Here is a 23050-nt window from a genome sequence, read left to right as displayed (position 1 = left end):
CCCTAACCCGAGGCCCATGTCCGATTCGTCCCCGAGCTCTGGCCGCATCTACACCGCCGCGCTGATCGTCATCGGCGACGAGATCCTCTCCGGCCGGACCCAGGACAAGAACATCTCGCAGGTCGCGCTGTGGCTGGGCATCCAGGGCATCCGCCTGCGCGAGGTCCGCGTCGTGCCCGACGTGACCGAAGCCATCGTCGAGGCGGTCAACACCCTGCGCGCGCGCAACGACTATCTGTTCACCACCGGCGGCATCGGCCCGACCCACGACGACATCACCGTCGATGCGATCGCCGAGGCCGTGGGCGTCGGCGTGATCGTCCATCCCGAAGCCCGGGCGATCCTCGAAGGCTATTACGAGACCCGCGGCGGGCTGACCGAGGCGCGGCTGCGCATGGCGCGCGTGCCCGAAGGCGCCGACCTGATCCCCAACCGCTACACCGGCGCGCCGGGCATCCGCTTCGACAACGTGTTCATCATGGCCGGCGTGCCGGCGATCACCGCGGGCATGCTCGACGCGCTTTCGGGCACGCTCGAAGGCGGCGCGCCGCTGCTGTCCGAGACGGTCGGCTGCTGGGTCCAAGAGAGCGAGGTCGCGACCTTGCTCGGCGATACCGAGAAGGCGCATCCCACCTGTCAGATCGGCTCCTACCCGTTCTGGCGCGAAGGCCGCACCGGCGCCAACTTCGTCATCCGCTCGACCGACGCCGCGGAACTGGCGGCTTGCACGCGCGCGCTCGTCGCGGCGCTGGAGGCCATGGGCAAGCCGGCGGTGGCCGGTGGCATTTGATCCTTTCCTGACTCCGATCGTCATGGCCAGCACGGTCGCGACCGGCGCCGCCGGCCTCGCCGATTTCGAAGCCCACCTCGCCCGCTACGACAGCGCGACCGAGGCGCTGCAGCAGTGGTGCCAGGCGCGCCAGATCGGTCACGGTCCGATTCGTGCGCGCGTGATCGGGGCGCAGAGCAACGATCCGCCGGGCAAGATGCGCCGCGTGCTCGATCTCGGCGCCGACGACCGATTGGGCATGCGCAACGTCCGGCTGAGCTGCGACGACACGGTGCTGTCGGTCGCCTGGAACTGGTACGTTCCCTCGCGGCTCACGCCCGAGATGAATGCGGCGCTGGCGAACAGCGACGTGCCCTTCGGCAAGGTCGCGGGTGCGCTGCGGTTTCGGCGCGAGACGATCGACGTCAACGCGGGCCCGGTCGAGAACTGTCCGCCCGACACGGTGTCGACGCACCGCGCGCTGCTGCGCCTGCCCGACGGCAGGCCGCTCGCTTACCTCATCGAGTGCTATACGGCGGCGAACCTAGCCGCACGCTGATCAGGGCTTGGCCGGTGCAGGCGCTGGGCTGCGCACGGGCGCGTCCTTGTCGGTCACATAGGTGATCACCAGCCGCGCCGGCACCTTGCCGATGTTCGCGCCATTGTGCGCGAGGCCGCGCGGCACCATGAAACTCTCGCCCGCGCGCAGGGTCCGCGTCGGCTGACCGGCGCGTTCGAGCGTCATCTCGCCTTCGAGCAGGTAGGCGATCTCGGCGCCCGGATGGGTATGCCAGCCCGAGCCGCCGCCGACCGGAAACACGCGCAGCACGGTGTTGACGTGCTGCGGGCCCTTGTCCTGCGGCACGTCGTAGTGGACGTCCATCGGCGGCGGCGGCGCAGAAGCTGGCGCATCGGCCTGCACCGCCTGAGCCGCGATCAGCGCCGTAAGGGCCAGGACAAGACGCATAGATAGATCTCCCGTTCGCCCAGGCTATGCCACGCAGCGAAAAGGCCGGAAAGGTCTCCCTTCCCGGCCTCGTGCGTTTCGACAGTTAGCCCAGATCAGGCTGCGCCGAGATCAGGCTGCCACGGTCTCGGTGCCCGCGATCGAAGTGCGGTGCATCATGCGGCCGGTCGACTTGTCGTAGGGGATCGCGCGGTGCATCGCGCCGGTGTTGTCCCAGATCACGAAGTCGCCCTCGGTCCACTTGTGGCGCAGCGAATAGGCCGGCTGTGCCGCCCATTCCTGCAGACGGATCAGCATGGCGCGGCCCGCGGGAATCTCCTGGCCGACGATGTGGTCGGCGGTCGTGCCGATGACCATCGACTTGCGGCCCGACTCGTGGGTCCAGACCAGCGGGTGCTCCTTGACCAGGCCGATGTTCAGAACCTTGTCGCGGTGCTTCTCGGGAATGGCGTCGGCGATCGGCGAGAGGCTCGCCTTGACCGAATGCACCGCCCTCATGCCTTCGAGCGCCTGCTTCTCCTCCTCGGGCAGCCCCTCGTAGGCGGCATAGGTGCTGGCGAACTCGGTCTCGCCGCCCATGCCCGCAGCCGGGGCGATGCGGCACGACAGCAAGGTGGCGAAGGGCGGCGGCGCGTCGACCGTGATGCCATCCATGTGCCAGAAGAAGGTGCCGAGCACATATTCGGGCTGCGGGTTGATCTTGGGATCGAGCGTGACCTGGTAGACGTCGTCGTTCTCGACCTCCTGCTTGTTGAAGCGGCCGGTCAGGCGCTGACGCTCGCCCATCAGTTCGGTGAACTGGAGCTGTTCGTCATCGGTCAGGTTCAGCTCGGGAAAGACGACGACGGTGCGCTCTTCGACCTTGGCGCGAATCGCGGCCGCAGCCTCGGGCGTGAAGAGATCGGCGCGATCGTCCCAGACGACGCGCGAACCGATGAATTCCTTGATGTTCTCGAACCGGATGGCCATGGCTTCCCTCTACCCAAACTGAACAGGTGTTCAGCGCCCTCTACTCGCTTTGCGATAGAAATCAAGATGGGAGATGCGCGAGCCCCCGACACCCTTTGTTCGTCATCCCCGCGAAGGTGGGGATCCATCACCCAAGCTCGCCTCCCGAACCACCGGCAGCACTTGCCGCAACCACCGGAGATGGATCCCCGCGTCGCGGGGATGACGGGACGAGAAGCCAAACGTATCCGCAGGATTCCGCAGGCTCGTGCACCTCACAAACGAAAGGGCCGGAGAGGTTTCCCTCCCCGGCCCCACGATTATCAATCAACCGCGGCTGAAATCAGGCGCCGGCGACTTCCGTCGTGTCGATCTTCAGGCCCGGGCCCATCGACGAGGACAGGCCGACCTTGCGGACGTACTTGCCCTTGGCGCCAGCCGGCTTCGCCTTGACGATCGCATCGACGAAAGCGTCGAAGTTGGCGCGCAGCGCTTCGTTCGAGAACGAGAGCTTGCCGATGCCGCCGTGGATGATGCCCGCCTTCTCGACGCGGAACTCGATCTGGCCGCCCTTGGCAGCCTTGACCGCTTCGGCGACGTTCGGGGTGACCGTGCCCAGCTTCGGGTTCGGCATCAGGCCCTTGGGACCCAGCACCTTGCCGAGACGACCGACCAGACCCATCAGGTCCGGGGTCGCGATGACGCGGCCGTAGTCGAGGTTGCCGTTCTGCATGTCCTCGAGCAGGTCTTCCGCACCGACCTTGTCGGCGCCGGCGGCGAGAGCGGCCTCGGCCTTGTCGCCACGTGCGAACACGGCGACCTTGACGTCCTTGCCGGTGCCCGAGGGCAGCGTGACCATGCCGCGAACCATCTGGTCGGCGTGGCGCGGATCGACGCCGAGGTTCAGCGCGACTTCGAGGGTCTGGTCGAACTTGGCCGACTGCAGGTCCTTGAGCTGCTGGATGGCTTCGTCGATGCCATAGAGCTTCTGGTTGTCACCGAGCTTGACCGCGAGGGCCTTCTGCTTCTTCGTCTGTGCCATCAGATCAGCCCTCCACAACCTGCAGGCCCATCGAACGGGCAGAACCTTCAATGATCTTCGTCGCCTGCTCGATGTCGTTGGCGTTGAGATCGGCCATCTTGGCCTGGGCGATTTCGGCAAGCTGCGAGCGCTTGATCGTTCCCGCCGAAACCTTGCCCGGCTCCTTCGAGCCCGACTTCAGGTTAGCAGCCTTCTTGATGAAGAAGGTGGCCGGCGGCGTCTTGGTGACGAACGAGAACGAGCGGTCGGCATAGACGGTGATGACCGTCGGCAGCGGCGTGCCCTTCTCCATTTCCTGCGTGGCAGCGTTGAACTGCTTGCAGAATTCCATGATGTTGACGCCGCGCTGACCGAGCGCGGGGCCGATCGGCGGCGAGGGGTTGGCGGAACCGGCCGCCACCTGCAGCTTGATGTAACCTTCGATCTTCTTGGCCACGGAGGGCCTCCTTTCTTCCTGTCGGCCCTGCGAGCAGGACCTCAGAGTAAGCGGTCAAACGACGGCCCCTATTGCTAGGCAAGCCTTCTCCCGCGGGGATCCGGACAAGTCCGGAAGCGCGCGCCGATAGCGGGATCGGCGCGAATTTGCAACGACGAACTCCCTGATGGGGAGAACGCGGCTTACTTGCTGAGTTCGACCTGCTCGAAATCGAGCTCGACCGGGGTCGCGCGACCGAAGATCGAGACCGAGACCTTGACCCGGTTCTTGTCGAAATCGAGCTCTTCGACCAGGCCGTTGAAGCTGGCGAAGGGACCGTCGAGCACCTTGACCGAATCGCCGATCTCGTAATCGACCGAAACCTGGTGACGCGGCTGGGCGGCGGCCTGTTCGCGCGCGCCGAAGTAGCGGGCGGCCTCGCGCTCGCTGATCGGCTGCGGCTTGCCGTTCGGGCCGAGGAAGCCGGTGACCTTCGCGGTGTTCTTGACGAGGTGGTAGACGTCGTCGTTCATCGTCAGCTTGGCGAGGACGTAGCCGGGCATGAACTTGCGCTCGACCTGGACCTTCTTGCCGCGCTTGACCTCGGTCACCGACTCGGTCGGGACTTCGACGGCCTCGACGAGCTGCTCGAGACCGAGGCGCTCGGCCTCGTTGAGGATCGCTTCTTTGACCTTGTTCTCGAAGCCGGAATAGGCGTGGATGATGTACCAGCGGGCCATGGTTGTCTTTCTTTCGAGTTCAGGCGCCAGATCAGGCAAGCGACAGCAGCCAGCGCACGATCGCGCCGAACAGCGAATCCACGCCCAGGAAGAACACGGCCAGGATCGTCATCAGGATCGCCACGAAGATACCCGTGGTGATCGTCTCCTGGCGCGTCGGCCATACGACCTTGCGCATTTCCGCCTGGACTTGGCGCATGAATTCGCCGGGGCTGGTCTTGGCCATCTTGCCTATCGCCTTACAAAAATCCGTTACGTCTTCCACCAAGTCTTCATCGCCGCCCCGGCTGCTGCCGGGAGGGGCGATCGATTTTCCTTGTAGGAAGATGGTCGCGATCTAGCGAGCAGCGGCCCGGTTTGCAAGCCGCACGAGGAACGAGTGCCGCGTCGCGAACAGGACCTTAGCGCCTTCGGGCAGGCTTGAGGGCATGGTCCGGCCGATGAACCACAGGTAGTCGGCCTGCTTGGCCGGCTTGAAATTGTGCAGCCAGACCTTGCGGCCGGGCCAATGCGCGATGCGGTGCGACGGGTCGACGAAGCCCGGACCGCCCTCCTTGAGCCGCAGCATGTGCACGCCAGGAATGGCGAAGTGCGAGTTGACCAGCGCGCTCTTGCGCACGGTCGCATAGCTCATCACGTGCTCGAAGGGATTCAGCGACCAATTGCGCGCCTCGACCACGATGACACCGGCGACGCGCGCGCCGCGCGGCATGTAGTCGAGTGCCTTGAGAATCTGCGTGGTCTCGCGCGAGTTCACTTCCCAGGCGGCGCAGGTCAGGTCGAGACGGACGAGGAACAGCACCGGCGCCAGCCAGACCAACCAGCGCGGCGCCGACCAGTCGATCGCCAGGCAGCCGATCATCAGCGAGACAGCGATCAGCCGGTAGTCGGCATAGTCGCCGCCGCCGAAGTGGCGCGGCATGGCGAAGGTCAGGATCAGCAGGATCAGCGTCGCCCAGCCCAGCCGCCCGTCGATCTTGCGCGCGAGCCCCGCCGCCAGCAGCACGAGCAGCGCGAGCGCCAGGGTCACGATGTCGAGCGTGAACGACTGGTCGCGCATTGCCTGGATCCAGATCGCCAGCTTGAAGATGCCGACGCCCGAGCCATAGGACAGCGCACCCTTGGCGCCGCCGCTCAGCAGCATCGGGATCAACGGGAAGGCCAGCGGCCAGGTGGCGAGCACCGCGTGCAGGCTCTTGCGCTTGTGAAATTCGTAGCCGAACACCAGCACGCCGAGCACGCCCCAGCCCGAGGCATGGCACAGCCACATGGCCAGGCCGATCGGGATGAACACGAGCCAGCGCTTGGGCCAGTCGTCGAGCCGCACCCAAAGCGCGAAGGACAGCAACAGCAGAGCCAGCGACAGGCAGAAGTTGTAGAAGCCCAGCACCATTGCCGGCGACCAGATGAAGGTCAGCGCCATCAGGGTGGCGATGCCGATGCGGCGGCGCAGCACCCATTCGACCGCGATCAGGCCCAGCGCGGTCAGCGGCGGGATGATCATGCCGATCACCCGGCCGGCGGGTTCGAGCCCGATCAGCTTGGCCAGCGGCCAGATCAGCAGATCGACGCCGAGATTGCCGGTCAGCTGCCAGTGAAAATCGTAATAGCGCGCGAGAAACGGATCTCGGCCACCGTCGATCATGATGCCGTAGCGCGCCAGGTGCGACGGATAGTCGGTGAGCTGCGGATGCGCAGCGATGATGAAAGGCATGGCCGAAAGCAGCGCCAGGAACAGCGCCAGGAACAGCCCTTCGCGCGACGAGACGCGCGCCAGGGCCATGCGCAGGACGGTTGGACCTTCGCCGGATTCGCGCTCGTGCCGCATCATCGGCGGGGATGATTCCATCGGCTTTTCAGCTTCCTTGGGGGAATGCTGGCAGGAGTGCACGGACTCGAACCGTGGGCCCTCGGTTTTGGAGACCGATGCTCTACCAACTGAGCTACACTCCTGCGGGCCGGCTGCCTCTAGGAGGTGTCGGCGGCGATGGCAAGGTGGTGCCGGCATAAAATCCGACCGGCATCGACGCGCATTTGGCCCCCGAGCATTTGGCCCCAGGCATTTGGATTGCGCTCGGCCTCTGCTAGACTCCCCCGGTGCACGCTCCCGCCACGCCGCCGCCGATCATCGACCCCGAGCTTCTGATGCTGGCCTATCGCAGCGGCATCTTCCCCATGGCCGATCACCGCGACGATCCCGAGATCTTCTGGGTAGAGCCGCGCAAGCGCGCGATCCTGCCGCTCGACGGCTTCCACCTATCGAAATCACTGGCCCGCACCCTGCGCCGCGGGCGCTTCGCCGTGACCTGCAACGCCGCTTTCGCCGAAGTCATGGACGCCTGCGCAGCCCCCCGCCGCGATGGCAGCGGGGAAAGCTGGATCAGCCACCGCATCGCCGCGAGCTATCAGCACCTGCACGAGCTCGGCCAGGCCCATTCGATCGAATGCTGGCAGGACGGCGCGCTGGTCGGTGGGCTCTACGGCGTCGGCTTCGATCGCGTGTTCTGCGGCGAATCGATGTTCAGCCGCGTTCCCGACGCCTCGAAGGCCGCACTGGCCTGGCTGGTCGCGGCGCTGCGCCGCTGCGACGTGGAACTTCTCGACTGCCAGTTCATCACGCCACACCTCGCCTCGCTGGGCGCGGTCGAGATCAGCCAGCGGCGTTACGTGACCCTGCTGCGCGCCGCGCAGCCGCCTTATTCGGGGCTGGGCGTGGAAGCCCGCGCGCGCGTCGGCGATGCCGCAGGGCTCGGCGCCGTGCTCGGCGAGGCGGTCGGCGCCGGCGAGGCCGACGTGCTGGCCCTGCCCGCGGGCTTCGCGGCGCTGCTCGCCGATGCCGAGGGATCGGCCTCTTCACCCGGGAACTTCATCGCGCAGTCCTTGACCCAGACGTCATAGACCGGGTGCTCGATCACGTTGAGCGACGGCGAGTTCTTGAACAGCCAGCCCGAGAACACCTTGTGCCAGGTCAGCGGCTCGCTGGTGCGCGCGCGCTCCTCGACGAAGACCTGGACGAAAGCGCCGACCTCGGCCGGGCTTTCCCATGGCAAGGTCCGTTCGCAGCTCGCCAGGCGCACGATGACATTGCCGACCCGGCGCGATTCGCCGGACTTCATGACGAGGTCCTGCGAGAGGTTGTTGCGCTTGTTGAGCAGGCCGATCGTCGCGACGCGATCCTTGACCGGCGTGCCGAACTGGCTCTCGACCGCAGAAATGCCGACCGGCGCGGCGGCGACGGCCTTGGGAACTTCGGTCGCAGCCGGATCGGCGCCCTGATCCTCGCCGCGATTACAGCCAGCCAGGGCCGCGACCAGCATAAGCGCGGCCGACGGGAGGGCGGCGCGCACAAGAGAAGATTTCCGGCGCATCGGCCGCGTCATCGTCCTCAGGCGTCCGGCGACCAGGCCTGGTAGTCACCCGTGGCGTGAGCACGCCGACCGCCACGCTCGAGCGCACCCTGCGGACGATAGGCCTGATCGGTGCCCGTGGCGTTGGGGGTGTAATCGACCTCCCAGATGCGCGCGGGCGGAAGATTGCTCTCGGGGACGGAATCGAAGCTGCCGTGCAGCCAGCCGTGCCATTCGGCCGGCACGCGGCTGGCGTCGTTCGAACCCGAATAGATCACCCAGCGGCGCTCGAGCCCGTCGACGTTCTTGGGCTTCTTGCCGCGATAGTAGCGATTGCCCTGGGCGTCGGTGCCAACGTGCTCGCCGTTACGCGAAGAGTCGAGCAGCGTGCCGATGGTCGCGCCATCCCACCAGGTGAAGATCTTCGAGAGGATACCCATGGTGCCGGCGCCTAGCGGATTTTGGGGTCGTGGGGCAAGCGTCCAGTGACGCGTTCTGCGACGGAAACGGCGGTTACCAGTCGACCTTGTCGCCCGCGACGATGCCCAGCGCCGCCGCGCGTCCACCGTTGAGCTCGAGCACGGCGCTGACCTTGCCGGCCGACGGGATCGGCGTTTCCGAATAAGGCACGGCATTGGCGGCGATGTTGAGGATGCGGCGATCCTCGCCGACGAAGATGATGTCGAGCGGGATCACCGTGTTGCGCATCCAGAAGGCGGCCGGGCGCGCCGGCGCCATCGGGAAGATCATGCCCTCGTCCGCGCCCATCTGCGTGCGGAACATCAGGCCCTTGGCCTGCTCCGCGCTAGTGCGCGCCACTTCGACGCGGAAAGCGTGATGCCGCCGCTCGTGGCTGACCGTCAGCGGCACCACCGGCAGGCCGGATTCGGCATGATGCGCAGCCTGGGCCGCGGTCTTGGCGGCGGTGTCGGCAGGCTGGGTCGAGCAGGCGGCCAGCGCCAGGCCGATCGCGACCAGGCCCCGCGTGCTCCATGACGGCATCGCCCATGGCAAAATCGAGCGCATCTATTCGTCCTCCAGCGCAGCCCATTCCTCGGCCGCCTCAATCGTCGCGGCATCGACCAATTCACGCGCGCTGTCCAGAGCGTGGCCGGCGCGGAGCATCGCCGCGATCTGCTTCTCGCGCCGTGCGGGATCGCGCTCGCCGGCAGAGCGGCCGAACGGGCCGAACCCGCGCTTGCGCGCCAGGGCCAGCGCCGCGCGGCGCAAGGCACCCTCGCCCGCCCGGACCTCCGCGCGAATGTCCTCATCGATCCCGGCCGCGCCCAGGGCCTGGGTAACACGCCGCGCGCCATAGCCGCGGCGCAGCAGGCTGCCGCTCTTGGCGCGGGCGAAAGCGGCATCGTCGACATAGCCAGCAGCCACGAAACGCTCGACCAGCGCGGCGACGGGCGGCTCGCCGTCCCCGTCCCAGCCGCGCTCGCGCAGCTTGCGCGCGAGATAGGCGGTCAGCTTGGCGCGGCTCGTGGCGAAACGCGCGACATAGGCCAGCGCCAGCTCTTCCAGCCGCGCTGCGCCGATCGGCTTCGGCTCCGCGCGGTTCCCGTTTCGGGACCCGCGCCGCGGCCCTGTGGCTGGGGATTGTGACACCATTGCCCTATTCGTGCCACAGTCGCCTCAGAATGGGAAAGCCCGCGAACGGAGGGTTTTTGCCATGCCCGGATCGAAGGTTTCCGGTATAGGGCAACAGCACATCGCTATAAATCTTGTAACAACAACGGGTTACCGCACATGACCGACACCGCCACGCTGGTGCCGACGGCTAATAACAACCTCATTCCGACCGCGAACGAAGACGATCTTCCGCGCCGCTATGCCGATTTCGCGAACTTTTGCGAGGCGATCGACTATGCCGCAAAGGGCAAGCGCGGCCTGAATTTCCACGATCCGCGCGGTACGCTGATCCGTCCTTATCCCTTCTCCGAGCTCCGCCAGGATGCGCTCGCGATGGCCTATCGCCTGATCGCGCACGGCGTGAAGCCGGGTGACCGGATTGCCCTGATCGCCGAGACGGGTCCGCAATTCGCCGCGCTGTTCTGCGGCGCGGTCTATGCCGGCGCCTGGCCGGTGCCGCTGCCGCTGCCGACCTCGTTCGGCGGCAAGGACAATTACATCGACCAGATCGCGGTGCAGATGGCTTCGGCCGAGCCGAAGATGCTGCTGTTCCCGGCCGAGCTGGAAGCGATGGCGATCGCCGCGGCCGAGCGCCAGGGTTGCGAAGGCCTGGCCTGGGAAGCGTTCGAGCAGGAAAAGGCGACCGAAACCGCGCTGCCCACCCCGCAGCCCGACGACATCTGCTTCCTCCAGTATTCGAGCGGCTCGACCCGCTTCCCGCACGGCGTCGCCGTCACGCACCGCTCGCTGCTGGCGAACCTCGCCGGTCACAGCCACGGCATGGACATCGGCCCCAGCGACCGCTGTATCTCGTGGCTGCCGTGGTATCACGACATGGGCCTGGTGGGCTGCTTCCTCTCGCCGATCGGCAACCAGTTCTCGGTCGACTACCTGAAGACCGAGGATTTCGCCCGCCGCCCGCTCGCCTGGCTCGATCTGATCAGCCGCAATCCGGGCACCTCGGTGAGCTTCTCGCCGACCTTCGGTTACGACATCTGCTCGCGCCGCGTCTCGAGCCAGACCAACGTGTCCGAGCGCTTCGACCTGTCGCGCTGGCGCATCGCCGGCAACGGCGCCGACATGATCCGGCCCGACGTCATGCAGGCCTTCGTCAACACCTTCGCTCCCGCGGGCTTCAAGGCCGGCGCCTTCATGCCGAGCTACGGCCTGGCCGAAGCCACGCTCGCGGTCACCTTGATGCCCCCGGGCGAAGGCATCCGCGTCGAACTGGTCGAGGAAGAGCGCCTTTCGGGCACGCCTCGTGATCTGAGCAGGCCAGCCCGTTACCGCGCGATCGTCAACTGCGGCGTCGTCGTGCGCGGCATGGAGCTCGAGATCCGCGGCGAGGCCGGTCACGCGCTGGCCGATCACCACATCGGCAAGGTCTGGTGCCGCGGCACCAGCGTCATGCATTCGTACTACCGCGACCCCGAGGCGACCGAGGCCTGCATGGCCGACGGTTGGCTCGACACCGGCGACATGGGCTACATGGTCGACGGCTATCTGTTCATCGTCGGCCGGGCGAAGGACATGATCATCATCAACGGCAAGAACCACTGGCCGCAGGACATCGAGTGGGCGGTGGAACAGCTTCCGGGCTTCCACCAGGGCGACATCGCCGCCTTCAGCCTCGAGACCGAGAACGGCGAGGAAGTGCCCGCCGTACTCGTCCACTGCCGCGTCTCCGATCCGATCGAGCGCATCAAGCTGCACGACGAGATCCGCGACAAGGTGCGTTCGATCACCGGCATGAACTGCATCGTCGAACTGGTCCCGCCGCGTACCCTGCCGCGCACCAGCTCGGGCAAGCTCAGCCGCGCCAAGGCCAAGAAGCTCTACCTCGCGGGCGAGATCGAGCCGTTCAAGCTGGCGGCCTAACGCGATAGCGCGGCAGGTGGAATCACCTGCCGCGGCTTGTCCGGCTTCGCCGAACCGCTGCCTTCCTACTTATCGCTGACCGCGACAGGCCCAAGTTCGGTCCGGTCGTTGGCCAGGAAGGCCAGCATCAGCGTCCAGGCGGCCACGTTCTGGCGCAGTTCGCCGAGATCGATCTTGTCCAGTGTGTCGTCGGGCGTGTGGTGCAAGTCGAAGTAGCGTGTCATGTCCTGGGCGAGGCCGATGATCGGAGCGCCCTGTCGCGCGAGCACCGAGATGTCCGAACCCTCGGCGGCGCCGTTGCCGTGTCCTTTGGTCACGCCGAGTTCGACGAGCGCCTGCCGCAAAGGCTGCATCGCGGGGAGCGCCTCTTCGCGGATTGACGTCTCGAACGACAGCACGCGACCAGCCCCGGCGTCGGATTCGGCAGCGAAGGCGACCTTTTCGCCGGCGTGGGCCTTGGCATAGGCGGCCGCACCGACGAGGCCCGGCTCTTCCGCGCCGAACCAGACCAGCCGGATCGTGCGCAGCGGCTTGCCCATGGCCATGATGCGCTTGGCTGCCGCAGTGGTGATGGCGAGGCCCGCGGCATCGTCCACCGCGCCGGTGCCCAAGTCCCAGCTATCGAGGTGCCCGCCGATCACGATCGTGCCCGCGGCCGGATCGCTTCCGGGGATCTCGGCAATGACGTTGCCCGAAGGCATGTCGGCTTCGCTGCGGGATTCGAGCACCAGGTTCATGCGCACGGGCTTGCCGCGCTTGACCGCGCGCATCAGTTGCTCGGCATCGGGAAGCGCCAGGGCACCCGCGGCTATGCCCGTTCCGGCAGCCCCCGCCCCGGTATGCGGGTTCCGGTGGTAATCCGTGCCGACCGACCGGATCAATACGGCCACGGCGCCGCGCTGGGCGGCAAGCTTCGGCGCCTCGCGGCGGACCGCCGAGAAGGTGCCATAGCCGTTCATGTCCGATGTGACGGTCATCGCATGCGACACGAACACGATCTTGCCTTTCGCCTCGGCCGGATCGGCCGCCTGGAAAGCAGCCAAGCTGGGATAGGCGACGACCTCTGCGGTGATGCCGCCGGGCGGAGTCGAACTGCTGCCGCCCAGCGCCGCGACCGCCAGGCTCTGCGGGAATGGCGCCACGATGCTCGCCCGCTCGGCGCCGCGCGTCCAGCGGGTCATGGTGAAAGGCTCGACACGGACCTTGCTGAAGCCCAGGGCCTTGAGCCTGGCGACGGCCCAGACGCGCGCGCGTTCCTCAGCCTCGGTGGCGGCCAGCCGTTGCCCGACCTCGGTGGTCAGTCCTTCGGCGATGTCCCAGGCAAGATCGTCCTTGAGCGCGTCCTCGCGGATCCGCGCAGCCTCGGCCGGGGTCGGCGCAGCGGACAGGGCCGGAAGCGGCAGCCTCGCCACAAGCAGGGTCAGAGCGGAAAAAACGGTGCGCATTCTGGCGGTGCCCCTTCGATGCGCGATCTTGGCGCGCCACATCATGTTGCACGGCGGTGCGCTCAGGCAAAGGCCACCGTCTCGGCCTCGGGCTCCTTCTTCTCCCACTTGGGATAGGCGGGCAGGCTGATGACCATCAGGCCGCCGAGCGTGCAACCGATCGCACCGGCGAGCAGGAACCACTCGTAGCCGCCGAACACGTCGTAGACGCGCCCCGCCACCAGCGGTCCGAAACCCGCGGCCAGCGCCATCAGCGCGGCCATCACGCCATAGAGCACGCCAAAGCTCTTCATCCCGCCGTAGGAAGCGGTGAGGAAGCCGGTGATCTGCGTCTTGGTGCCCGCGGCATAGCCGTTGACGATCAGCGCGAAGACGATCAGCGCAGGCGAACGCACGCCCTCCATCAGCGCCGCGAAAGTCAGCGCCGCCGCGCCGAGGGTCAGGCCGCCGATCCAGTTCGGCCGATAGCGATCGAGCAGTGCGCCGGTGATCAGCTTGCCGACGATCCCGGCAACGCCGCCGAGGCTGGAGAGCAGCGCGGCATTGCCGCGCGAGACGCCGGCATCGGTCATGATCGGGATCAGGTGCGCAGCGAGGCCCTGGGTCAGCAGCATGACCACGAAGTTGGAGATGCCCACGCGCCACAGCGCCCAGTCGCGCGCGCCCTCGCGCACGGTCAGCCCAGTCAGTTCCACGGCCTCGACCTCCGCCGCCTCGCCCGCCTGCTTGGCCTGGCTGCGCGCGGCGGCGTCGCGCGCGTCAAAGAAGAAGAACAGGCAGAGCACGAAGGTGATCGAGCCCCAGCCCAGGCCCAGCCAGACATAGGCGGCGCGCCAGCCGAATTCGGCGATCAGCCAGTTGCCCAGCGGCGGCACGATCACCTGCGACAGCGCGGTGCCGGCCATGGTCAGGCCCAGCGCGAGGCCGCGCGAACGCTCGAACACGCCGAGCACGGCCGCGCTCCAGATCGTCGACTTGATCGTAACCGCGGCGGCGCCGAAGAACACCCACAGCGCGATCCACTGCCAGGCCGCGCCGTTGGTCAGGCCGAACAGCAGCATCGAGGTCAGGGTCAGCAGCACGCCGGGCAGCGCCAGCTTGCGCGAGCCGTAGCGATCGATCAGCACGCCGAAGAACGGCGAGAGCAGCGCGGTCATGATCGTCGCGATCGAGGCGCCCGACGAATAGAAGGTGCGGCTCCAGCCGAATTCCGCGCTGACCGGCTCCATGAACAGGCCGACCGTCGACAGCATCACCGAGAAGAAGCCGAAGCCGATCGCCGAGGCGAGGACCAGGGTCCAGTGTTGCTTCCATTCCTGCGCCGCCGTCGGCCCCGTTCCGCTCACGCCAATCCCCTCATGTTCGGGTCCGCGGCCGGGCTCTCGTCGTCCCGCACCGGCCCTTCGTTCCAGTCGGGATAGCGCGGCAGGCTCACGATAAGAAGCCCGCAGAACACGCAGCCGATCGTACCGGCGATGAGGAAGGGCTCGTAGCCGCCGGTGCGGTCGTAGACCATGCCCGCGAGCAATGGCCCCAGCGCCGATCCCAAGGCGGTCAGGCTGCCGATGAAGCCGAAGATCGTACCGAAGTTCCTGAGGCCGCCGTAGCGCGAAGTCAGGTAGGAACATATCTGCAGCTTGGTCCCCGCCGAATAGCCGTTGATCAGCATGGCCGCGACGATCAGCGCGGGCGTGCGCACGCCATCGAGCAGCAGCAGGAAGGCGAAGGCGGTGAAGCCCAAGGTCACGCCGCCGACCCAGTTGGCGCGGAAGCGATCGACCAGCACGCCGGTGACCAGCTTGCCGAGGATCCCGGCGAGCCCACCCGCGCCCGCGAGCAGCGCCGCGCGCTCGGGCGTGACGCCGGCTTCGACCAGGATCGGGATCTGGTGGATCAGCAGGCCGATCGTCAGCACCATCAGCACGAAGGTGGAGATCGCAATGCGCCAGAGCCCGGGATCGCGCCAGGCCTGCGGGATCGTCAGGCCGGGTTCGGCCGAGGTGTCGCGTGCCGCGGCCTGCGCCGGACCGTCGCTGGGCGCGCGGAAGAACAGCAGGCAGAGCAGGAGCGCGAAGCCGCCCCAGCCGAAGGCGATGGCGACGAAGGCCGTGCGCCAGCCGAAGGCGCCGATCAGCCAGGTCGCCAGCACCGGTGCCACCGCCTGGGCCACGGCCGTACCCGCCAGGGTCAGCCCCAGCGCCAGGCCGCGTCCGGCGGTGAAGGCGCGCGCGACGGCCGCGGTCCAGACGCTGACCGTCACCGCCAGCGAGACGAGCGCGTAGACCGCCCAGAGCACGACCCACTGCGTCACCGAGCCGCTGATTAGGCCGAAGGCCGCGGTGCAGACGATCATGCCGACTAGGCCGGGGATCGCCAGCCGGCGCGATCCGTAGCGATCGATGAACAGGCCGACGACGGGCGACAGGAGGACACTGAGCACCCCGGCGATCGGCAGCCCCATCGACACGACGGTGCGGCTCCAGCCGAACTCCTTGACCAGCGGGCCGATGAAGGCGCCCATCGCGGTGGTCATGATCGACATGAACGAGAAGCCCGCCGCGGCCGAAAGCACCAGCGTCCAGTTCGCGCGCCACTCCTGCGACGCCGTATGGGACGTCCCGGTCATGCGGTGGCCTCTCGCGGCTGTTCCGGCTCGGGCGCGGAGGCCGTACCCGACCAGTCGGGATAGGCCGGCAGGCTGAAAAGCAGCAGCCCGCAGATGATCGAACCGACCGTGCCGGTGATCAGGAACAGGCCGTAGCCACCCGTCATGTCGAAGACGAGGCCCGCATAGACCGGCCCGACGATCAGGCCCGAGGCCATCGCCCCGTTCATCACGCCGACGAGCGTGCCGTAATTGCGCATGCCGCCGTAGCGCGCGGTCAGGTAGGAAACGACCTGGATCTTGGTCCCCGTGGTATAGCCGTTGACCAGCATGGCGAAGACGATCAGCGCCGGCGAGCGGATGCCGTCGATCAGCAGGCCGAAGGCCAGCGCCGTCGTGCCCAGGGTCAGGCCGCCGATCCAGTTGGGACGGAACCGATCGAGCATCACGCCCGACACGAGCTTGCCGGCCAGCCCGGCAATGCCCGCGAGGCTGAGAAGCCAGGCCGCGTTGGTCCGCGAGACGCCGGCGGCGCCGAGGATCGGCACGAGATGGATCGACAGGCCCAGAGTCAGCACCATGGTCAGCACGGTCGAAATGCCGATCCGCCACAGTGCGCTGTTGCGCCAAGCCTCGCCCAAGGTCAGGCCCGGCAGCTCGGCGCGGGCCTCGGCCGGGGTCTGCGCGGAGGCGGCGCCCCCGGCAGGCTTGTCGCGCAGGTCGTAGAGGAACAGCACCGAAGCCAGCAGAGTCATGCCGCCCCAGCCGAGCCCGAGCCAGACATAGGTCATGCGCCAGCCGACCTCGTCGATCAGCCAGATCGTCAGCGGTGGCAGCAGCACCGATGTCAGCGCCGAACCGCTGAAGGTGATGCCCAGCGCCAGCCCGCGCGACTTGTCGAACACGTTCGCCACGGCCGCGGTCCACAAGGTGCCCTTGGCCATCAGCGAGACGAAGGCATAGATGAACCACAGCGCGAACCATTGCGCGGGCGAGCCGTTGGCGAAGGAGAACGCCGCGATCGACAGCGCGGTGATCGTCACCCCCGGGATCGCCAGCTTGCGCGGGCCGAAGCGGTCGAACAGCAGGCCGGCGAAAGGCGAGCCCAGGGTCGTCGCCACGGCGCCGATCGAAACGCCCGAGGCGATCAGGGTGCGGCTCCAGCCGAACTCCTTGCTGATCGGCTGGATGAACATCGAAACCGTGCCCGTCATCAGCGATAGGAACGAGAAGCCGACGAAGCAGGCCAGGACGACGCCCCAGCCCCTGCGCCATTCTTCGGCGGCGGTCATGCAGTCGTCTCCTTCCAATTCGGATAGCGCGGCAGGGTCAGCACCAAGAGGCCGCAGAACAGGCAGCCGAAAGTCCCCGCGATCAGGAACGGGCCGTAGCCGCCCGTCGTGTCGTAGACGAAACCCGCGACCATCGGCCCCAGCCCCGAGCCGAGCGAAACGAGGCTGTACATCGCCCCGAACACCGCCCCCAGGTTGCGCAGGCCGGCATAGGAGGCGGTCAGGTAGGTGCAGATCTGCAGCTTGGTCCCGGCCGAATAGCCGTTGATCAGGATCGCCGCGACGATCAGCGCGGGCGAATGCAGGCCGCCGAGCAGCAGCGCGAAGGCCACGCCGTTGACCGCGAGAGTCAGGCCGCCGATCCAGTTGGGCCGATAGCGGTCGAGCAGCGCGCCGGTGACGAGCTTGCCGACGATCCCGGCCAGGCCGAACAGGCTGGCAAGCCAGGCGGCATTGGCGCGCGAGACGCCGGCGCCGGTCAGGATCGGCACCTGGTGGATCTGCAGCCCGAGGCTCAGCAGCATCATGACGAAGGTCGAAACCGCGATGGCCCAGAGCGGTCGGCTGCGCCAGGCCTGCGCGATCGTCAGCCCCGGTACGTCATCAGCAGGCTGTGCGACGCCGTCCGGCGCGGCGCGGTCGCGATCCTTGCGGTCGTAGAGGAACAGCCAGCACAGCAGCAGGGTCACCCCGCCCCAGCCGAGCCCGGTCCAGACATAGGCCTGCCGCCAGCCGTAGTGCTCGATCAGCCAGTTGCACAAAGGCGGCGCGATCGCCTGGGCCGCGGCGGTGCCCGACAGGGTCAGCGCCAGGGCGAGCCCACGCCCGGCCTGAAAGTGCCCCGAGACCGGCGCGGTCCAGATCGTGGTCTTCACCAGGATCGAGATCAGCGCATAGAAGGCCCAGAGCGCCAGCCACTGAGCGGGCGAGCCGTTGGCCAGGCTGATCGCGCCGATCGCGAAGGCGGTGAGGAATACCCCAGGCAAGCCCAGCCGCCGCGCGCCCCAGCGGTCGATCAGCACACCGACGAAGGGCGAGAGCAATGCGGTGACGACCGAGGTCATCGAAGTGCCGGCTGCGATCAGGGTGCGCCCCCAACCGAACTCGCGACCGATCGGCTCCATGAACACGCCCATCGACGCGGTCGGAACCGAAAAGAACGAGAAGCCGACGAAACAGGCCAGGACCAGCGCCCAGCCGCTCTTCCACTCCTCTGCCGCACTCGACGGAACCGCGCTGGACGGGCTGCCGTTCAAACCTGCTCTCCCCGCGCCTTATGGCGTCGTTTGACACCAATGTGCCGAGGCGCAGGGGGTTTGGCCAGCGGCAACTTGGCCTTGGAACTTGACCCTCGGAGCTTGCCCTCAGAGCTTGCGGTGCAGTTCGAGCAGGTTGCGGTCGATCCGCAGCGAAGCCGCAGCGATGCGGATCTCGCGCAGGAACAAGGTCAGCCCGGCCATCAACAGCCCGACCGCGACGAGGAAGAAGCCCGCGGCGACCTTTTCGAGCGGATAGTCGAACAGTTCTTCGACGAAGAGGATCGCCACGGTCGTGCCGATCGCCAGGCAGCCGATCACGAGGAACAGGATCGAGCGCGTGATCAGGTGGATGCGCCGGTCGACCGTGCGGATTTCCTGGACGACGAGGTCGTGCTCGTCGCCGGTGGTCGCGGCGTGCAGATCCTGCAGCTTGCGCGCGCGATCGACCGTACGGCCGAGCCGGGTCGACAGGATGTTCATGATGTTGCCGATCGCCACCAGCATGAACACCGGCGCGAGCGCGAGCTGGATGGTGTGGGCGATCATGCCTTGCGCCTGCGGATCATGCGATCCTCCCTATTTTTCCCAAAGGGACAAATGGGGAGGGGGACCGCTGACGAGAAGCGGCAGTGGTGGAGAGGCCGCCGCACAAGCGGCGGTGAAGGACCGCCGCCCCTCCACCACCGGCCGGAAGAGGCCGGCGGTCCCCCTCCCCCGTTTGTGGCTTCGCCAAAAACAGGGAGGATCGAGGACAGGCATGCCGCACTACCCCCGCGTCGCCAGCAGCGTATCGACCACGCCGGGATCGGCCAGGGTCGAAGTATCGCCGAGGTTCGACGTGTCGTTCTCGGCGATCTTGCGCAGGATGCGGCGCATGATCTTGCCCGAGCGCGTCTTCGGCAGCGCCGGGGCGAAGTGGATCACGTCGGGCGTGGCGATCGGGCCGATCTCGTGGCGGACCCACTGGACCAGTTCCTTGCGTACGTCCTCGCCCTCGGCCCCATCACTGTCGACTCCGGCGTTGAGCGTGACATAGGCGTAGATGCCCTGCCCCTTGATCTCGTGCGGCATGCCGACGACCGCGGCCTCGGCGACCTTGGCATGGGCGACCAGCGCGGACTCGACCTCGGCCGTGCCCATGCGGTGGCCCGAGACGTTGATCACGTCATCGACGCGGCCGGTGATCCAGTAGTAGCCGTCCGCGTCGCGCTTGCAGCCGTCGCCGGTGAAATACTTGCCGCGATAGGTGGTGAAATAGGTCTGGAAGAAGCGCTCGTGATCGCCCCAGACCGTGCGCATCTGGCCCGGCCAGCTTTGCGTGATGCAGAGGTTGCCCTCGGTCGCGCCATCCAGAACCACGCCCTCGCCATCGACGATCTGCGGGACGACGCCGAACATCGGGAACGAGGCCGCACCGGGCTTGAGCGCATGGGCGCCGGGCAGCGGCGTCATCATGCAGGCGCCCGTCTCGGTCTGCCAATAGGTGTCGACGATCGGGCAACGCTCGTCGCCGACCACGCGCCAGTACCATTCCCAGGCCTCGGGATTGATCGGCTCGCCCACCGAGCCGAGCAGCCGCAGCGACGAACGGTCGGTCTTCTTCACCCACTCGTCGCCCTCGCGCATCAGCGCGCGCAGCGCGGTGGGGGCACCGTAGAAGATGTTGACCTGATAGCGGTCGACAATCTGCCAGAAGCGGCTGTGATCGGGATAGTTGGGCACGCCCTCGAACATCACCTGGGTCGCGCCGTTCACCAGCGGGCCGTAGACGACGTAGGAATGGCCGGTGACCCAGCCGACGTCGGCCGCGCACCAGTAGATCTCGCCGGGGCGGTAGTCGAAGACGTAGTGGTGCGTCATCGCCGCCCAGGTCAGGTAGCCGCCGGTGGTGTGGAGCACGCCCTTGGGCTTGCCGGTCGAACCCGAGGTGTAGAGGATGAACAGCGGATCCTCGGCGCCCATCTCCTCGGGCGGGCAGTTCGACGAAGCGGTCTCGCGCGCTTCGTGCCACCAGTGATCGCGGCCCTCGGCCAGGGTCACGGGATTGCCGACATGGCGCACGACCAGCACGGCCTCGACCGAGGTGCAATGGTTTAACGCCTCGTCGACATTGGCCTTGAGCGGGACGGTCTTGCCGCCGCGCATGCCGGCGTCGGCGGTGACGACGATCCGGCTGTCGCAATCCTGGATGCGGCCGGCCAGTGCCTCGGGCGAGAAACCGCCGAAGACCACCGAGTGGATCGCGCCGATCCGCGCGCAGGCCAGCATGGCCACGGCCGCTTCGGGGATCATCGGCAGGTAGATCGTCACGCGATCGCCCTTCTTCGCGCCCAACACCTTCAGCGCATTGGCGAAACGGCAGACATCCTCGTGCAGCTCGCGATAGGTGATCCGCCGCTGCTGCGACGGATCGTCACCCTCCCAGAGGATCGCGACGGTATCGCCGCGCTCGGCCAGGTGGCGGTCGAGGCAATTGGCCGCGACGTTGAGCGTGCCGTCCGAAAACCATTCGATGCCGAAGTCCGCCTCGTCGAAGCTGGTCTGCGAGAGCCTGGTCCAAGGCTTGATCCAGTCGAGCCTTGCCGTCTCCTCGCGCCAGAAGGCCTCGGGCTCCTCGATCGAACGACGGTACTTCTCGGCATAGCCCGCGGCATCGACATAGGCACGGGCCGCCCAGGCGGCGGGGACGGGATGAACGGTGGACAGGGCAGGTCTCCTCTCGGCCGCGGACTTTGCGCCCGCCGGCCCGCAGGATCAACCCGCCGGCAGTTGCAAAATCGGGCCGACCGCGCGCGTCCGGCGCATGGTCAGGGAGGCTCCGACTAGGTCAGGGGTTGGGCGATCAGGCAGGCGCCGTTCTCATCGAAGGCGATCTGGTCAAAGTCCGTCGCGAGCCCACAGCCACCGGGCAGCACGGCCTCGCTGCCGATCTTCGCCGCGCCCTGGCGCGGGATCACCAGCAGCGGCCGCGCACCATAGCGCATGGCGACGTCCTCGTTCGGCAGACCCTCGATCTGGTCGAGCCGGAACAGCGGCCCCTCGACCAGGGTCACGTCGTCGCGATCGGGCACCGAAAGCTTGTATTCGTCGGGATAGGGCTGGCCCTTGGCCACGGCCACGCCCTCGTCGAGATGCAGTTCGCGCGGGCGGCCGTAGTCGTAGAGCCGATAGGTGATGTCGCTGTTCTGTTGGACCTCGATCAGGCTCACCCCGGCGCCGATCGCGTGGACCGTGCCCGCGGGAATGTAGAAGAAGTCGCCGGGGCGGACCTTGTGCCACTGCATCAGGTCCTCGATCGAACCGTCCTGCGCGGCCGTGCGCAGCGCCTCGGACGAAAGCGGCTGCTTGAAGCCGATGCCCAGCTTCGCCTCGGGCTCGGCATCGACGATCAGCCAGCATTCCTCCTTGCCCTGGCGGCCGAGGCCCTTGGCCAGGGTCTCGGCATCCGACGGATGGACCTGGACCGACAGCGCCTCGCTGGTGAAGATGTACTTGACCAGCAGCTGCGGCAGCGCAGGCGGCGGCTCGAACCAGATTTCGCCGATGCGCTTGCCGTCGGGTGCCGCGAAAGGTGCGGGAAGCGTGTCCTTGCCCCAGGGTTTCTCGACCTCCCGGATGGGCAAGGCCGCGCTCATTGGTTCACTGCCCCTGACAGCTTGCCGACGAGCTGGGCGCCGGCGGCGGTGGTGACCAGCACCTCGTCGCCGTCGATCACGACCATCACGTTCTCGAGCCCGATGACCGAAACGCGCGGCCCGTCGCTGTCGACGAGGACATTGCGGCAGTCGACGAGTTCGACGCGGCCAATCGCGACGTTGCCTTGTTCGTCGCGCGCACGCGCTTCGTGGAGCGCCTGCCAGTTGCCGATGTCGGACCAGCCCATGTCGGCGGGGACCATGGCGGCGCGGCCGGTGTTCTCCATCACCGCATAGTCGACCGATTCGCTCTGCACCTCGGCGAAAGCCTCCGGCTCGGGATAGAAACGGTGGTTGTCGTCGACCCCGCGTTCGACCGAGCGCCGCACCGCGTCGAGGATCGCCGGGCGGTGCGCTTCGAGCTCGGCCAGGAAGTCTCGCGCGCGGAAGGCGAAGATGCCGCCGTTCCAGGCGTAGATGCCGGCGTCGAGAAAGCCCTGTGCACGCTCGCGATCGGGCTTCTCGACGAACTGGTCGACGCGGAAGCCGGTCTCGCCGATCGCCTCGCCGCGCTTGAGATAGCCATAGCCGGTTTCGGGGGTCTTGGCTTCGATCCCGAAGGACACCAGCCAACCCTCTCCGGCCAGGGCCGCGGCGGCATGCGCCGCGGCGACGAAGGTGTCGCAATCGGCGATGTGGTGATCGCTCGGGCAGACCAACATGATCGCGTCCTCGGACACCCGCAGCGCCGCCAGTGCGATCGCCGCGGCGGTGTTCTTGGCCGCAGGCTCGACGATGACCCGCGCGTCGGGCGCGCCGGCCAGCTGGTCCTCCACATGCGGCAGATGCGCCGCGCCGGTCACGACGATCGCCGGCGCGAAGTCGGCGTCGGGCGGGCAGCGGCCCAGCGTCGCCTCGAACAGCGTGCTGTCGCCGACCAGCGGCAGAAAGGGTTTCGGTTTCACGGCACGGCTGCGCGGCCACAAGCGGGTACCGCTGCCGCCGCAGAGGATCACGGGAATGATTTGAGTCATCACCGCCTAAATGCCCGATCCGTGCGCCGGCTCCAAGCG

The 23050-nt window shown here is 67.5% G+C and carries 23 protein-coding genes, 1 tRNA gene and 1 pseudogene; 4 read left to right on the top strand and 21 right to left on the bottom strand.

Annotation, left to right across the window (positions count from 1 at the left end; all coding sequences use genetic code 11):
• The first annotated feature begins 16 nt into the window (after positions 1-16).
• Together OLX23_RS00985 and OLX23_RS00980 are read left to right on the top strand one after the other, a co-directional pair.
• The gene (locus OLX23_RS00985) at positions 17-790 is read left to right on the top strand and encodes a competence/damage-inducible protein A (protein ID WP_264442295.1); all 774 of its coding nucleotides are present in this window, start codon (positions 17-19) and stop codon (positions 788-790) included.
• The gene (locus tag OLX23_RS00980; RefSeq protein WP_264442292.1) at positions 780-1328 is read left to right on the top strand and encodes a hypothetical protein; all 549 of its coding nucleotides are present in this window, start codon (positions 780-782) and stop codon (positions 1326-1328) included. The genes OLX23_RS00985 and OLX23_RS00980 overlap by 11 nt, the downstream gene beginning before the upstream one ends.
• Here the strand turns inward: OLX23_RS00980 and OLX23_RS00975 are convergent, their stop codons facing one another.
• The 8 genes from OLX23_RS00975 to OLX23_RS00940 form a co-directional block, all read right to left on the bottom strand.
• Positions 1329-1736, bottom strand: coding sequence for a cupin domain-containing protein (locus OLX23_RS00975; protein WP_264442291.1), 408 nt, complete (start codon positions 1734-1736; stop codon positions 1329-1331). It abuts the gene before it with no gap.
• A gap of 111 nt (positions 1737-1847) precedes the next feature.
• Positions 1848-2705, bottom strand: a complete 858-nt coding sequence (locus OLX23_RS00970; RefSeq protein WP_264442290.1) for a TauD/TfdA dioxygenase family protein — start codon at positions 2703-2705, stop codon at positions 1848-1850.
• Between the two features lie 322 nt (positions 2706-3027).
• Positions 3028-3726: a 50S ribosomal protein L1 gene (rplA, locus tag OLX23_RS00965; RefSeq protein WP_264442289.1), complete on the bottom strand. Its 699-nt coding sequence runs from the start codon at positions 3724-3726 to the stop codon at positions 3028-3030.
• A gap of 4 nt (positions 3727-3730) precedes the next feature.
• On the bottom strand, positions 3731-4162 hold the full coding sequence (rplK, locus tag OLX23_RS00960) for a 50S ribosomal protein L11 (RefSeq protein ID WP_264442288.1): 432 nt from the start codon (positions 4160-4162) through the stop codon (positions 3731-3733).
• Between the two features lie 182 nt (positions 4163-4344).
• Positions 4345-4881, bottom strand: a complete 537-nt coding sequence (nusG, locus tag OLX23_RS00955; RefSeq protein ID WP_264442285.1) for a transcription termination/antitermination protein NusG — start codon at positions 4879-4881, stop codon at positions 4345-4347.
• Positions 4882-4912: 31 nt separating this feature from the next.
• Positions 4913-5107 (bottom strand): preprotein translocase subunit SecE, encoded by a 195-nt coding sequence (gene secE / locus OLX23_RS00950; protein ID WP_264442283.1) that lies wholly within the window; start codon positions 5105-5107, stop codon positions 4913-4915.
• Positions 5108-5218: 111 nt separating this feature from the next.
• Positions 5219-6730, bottom strand: a complete 1512-nt coding sequence (locus tag OLX23_RS00945) for a hypothetical protein (RefSeq protein ID WP_264442281.1) — start codon at positions 6728-6730, stop codon at positions 5219-5221.
• A 28-nt stretch (positions 6731-6758) separates the two neighbouring features.
• Positions 6759-6834: transfer RNA gene (locus OLX23_RS00940), tRNA-Trp, on the bottom strand.
• Positions 6835-7026: 192 nt separating this feature from the next.
• Between OLX23_RS00940 and aat the strand changes: the two genes are divergently transcribed.
• On the top strand, positions 7027-7779 hold the full coding sequence (gene aat, locus OLX23_RS00935) for a leucyl/phenylalanyl-tRNA--protein transferase (RefSeq protein ID WP_264443692.1): 753 nt from the start codon (positions 7027-7029) through the stop codon (positions 7777-7779).
• A gap of 35 nt (positions 7780-7814) precedes the next feature.
• Here aat and OLX23_RS00930 read toward each other — a convergent pair.
• From OLX23_RS00930 to OLX23_RS00915, 4 genes and pseudogenes are all read right to left on the bottom strand, one after another.
• Positions 7815-7997, bottom strand: a pseudogene (locus tag OLX23_RS00930) (DUF2155 domain-containing protein); the annotation flags it as partial.
• Positions 7998-8266: 269 nt separating this feature from the next.
• A complete protein-coding gene (locus tag OLX23_RS00925; RefSeq protein WP_264442280.1) occupies positions 8267-8668 on the bottom strand; it encodes an NADH:ubiquinone oxidoreductase subunit NDUFA12 in 402 nt (133 codons plus the stop codon).
• A gap of 73 nt (positions 8669-8741) precedes the next feature.
• Entirely contained in the window at positions 8742-9254 is a 513-nt protein-coding gene (locus OLX23_RS00920) for a DUF192 domain-containing protein (RefSeq protein ID WP_264442278.1), read from the bottom strand.
• The gene (locus tag OLX23_RS00915; RefSeq protein WP_264442276.1) at positions 9255-9842 is read right to left on the bottom strand and encodes a regulatory protein RecX; all 588 of its coding nucleotides are present in this window, start codon (positions 9840-9842) and stop codon (positions 9255-9257) included.
• A gap of 138 nt (positions 9843-9980) precedes the next feature.
• Here OLX23_RS00915 and OLX23_RS00910 point away from each other — a divergent pair, with 138 nt between their 5' ends.
• On the top strand, positions 9981-11741 hold the full coding sequence (locus OLX23_RS00910) for a fatty acyl-AMP ligase (RefSeq protein WP_264442274.1): 1761 nt from the start codon (positions 9981-9983) through the stop codon (positions 11739-11741).
• Between the two features lie 65 nt (positions 11742-11806).
• Here OLX23_RS00910 and OLX23_RS00905 read toward each other — a convergent pair whose 3' ends face one another.
• The 9 genes from OLX23_RS00905 to OLX23_RS00865 all read right to left on the bottom strand — a co-directional run bounded on the left by OLX23_RS00905 (position 11807) and on the right by OLX23_RS00865 (position 23011).
• Positions 11807-13186 (bottom strand): M28 family peptidase, encoded by a 1380-nt coding sequence (locus OLX23_RS00905; RefSeq protein ID WP_264442271.1) that lies wholly within the window; start codon positions 13184-13186, stop codon positions 11807-11809.
• Positions 13187-13248: 62 nt separating this feature from the next.
• Complete coding sequence (locus OLX23_RS00900; protein WP_264442269.1) at positions 13249-14532, bottom strand: MFS transporter; 1284 nt, start codon at positions 14530-14532, stop codon at positions 13249-13251.
• On the bottom strand, positions 14529-15812 hold the full coding sequence (locus OLX23_RS00895; protein ID WP_264442266.1) for an MFS transporter: 1284 nt from the start codon (positions 15810-15812) through the stop codon (positions 14529-14531). The genes OLX23_RS00900 and OLX23_RS00895 overlap by 4 nt, the downstream gene beginning before the upstream one ends.
• Entirely contained in the window at positions 15809-17083 is a 1275-nt protein-coding gene (locus OLX23_RS00890) for an MFS transporter (protein ID WP_264442265.1), read from the bottom strand. The genes OLX23_RS00895 and OLX23_RS00890 overlap by 4 nt, the downstream gene beginning before the upstream one ends.
• Positions 17080-18339, bottom strand: a complete 1260-nt coding sequence (locus OLX23_RS00885) for an MFS transporter (protein ID WP_264442262.1) — start codon at positions 18337-18339, stop codon at positions 17080-17082. Before OLX23_RS00885 ends, OLX23_RS00890 begins: the two co-directional genes overlap by 4 nt.
• A 108-nt stretch (positions 18340-18447) precedes the next feature.
• The gene (locus tag OLX23_RS00880; protein ID WP_264442261.1) at positions 18448-18888 is read right to left on the bottom strand and encodes a DUF2721 domain-containing protein; all 441 of its coding nucleotides are present in this window, start codon (positions 18886-18888) and stop codon (positions 18448-18450) included.
• Positions 18889-19107: 219 nt separating this feature from the next.
• On the bottom strand, positions 19108-21048 hold the full coding sequence (gene acs, locus OLX23_RS00875; RefSeq protein WP_264443691.1) for an acetate--CoA ligase: 1941 nt from the start codon (positions 21046-21048) through the stop codon (positions 19108-19110).
• A gap of 116 nt (positions 21049-21164) precedes the next feature.
• The gene (locus tag OLX23_RS00870; protein WP_264442259.1) at positions 21165-21977 is read right to left on the bottom strand and encodes a class I mannose-6-phosphate isomerase; all 813 of its coding nucleotides are present in this window, start codon (positions 21975-21977) and stop codon (positions 21165-21167) included.
• Complete coding sequence (locus OLX23_RS00865) at positions 21974-23011, bottom strand: mannose-1-phosphate guanylyltransferase (RefSeq protein ID WP_264442256.1); 1038 nt, start codon at positions 23009-23011, stop codon at positions 21974-21976. Before OLX23_RS00865 ends, OLX23_RS00870 begins: the two co-directional genes overlap by 4 nt.
• Between the last annotated feature and the right edge of the window lie 39 nt (positions 23012-23050).

The sequence above is a fragment of the Novosphingobium sp. JCM 18896 genome (genome assembly GCF_025938095.1).
GTDB lineage: Bacteria > Pseudomonadota > Alphaproteobacteria > Sphingomonadales > Sphingomonadaceae > Novosphingobium.
This window is presented reverse-complemented; position numbering and strand designations above follow the sequence as displayed.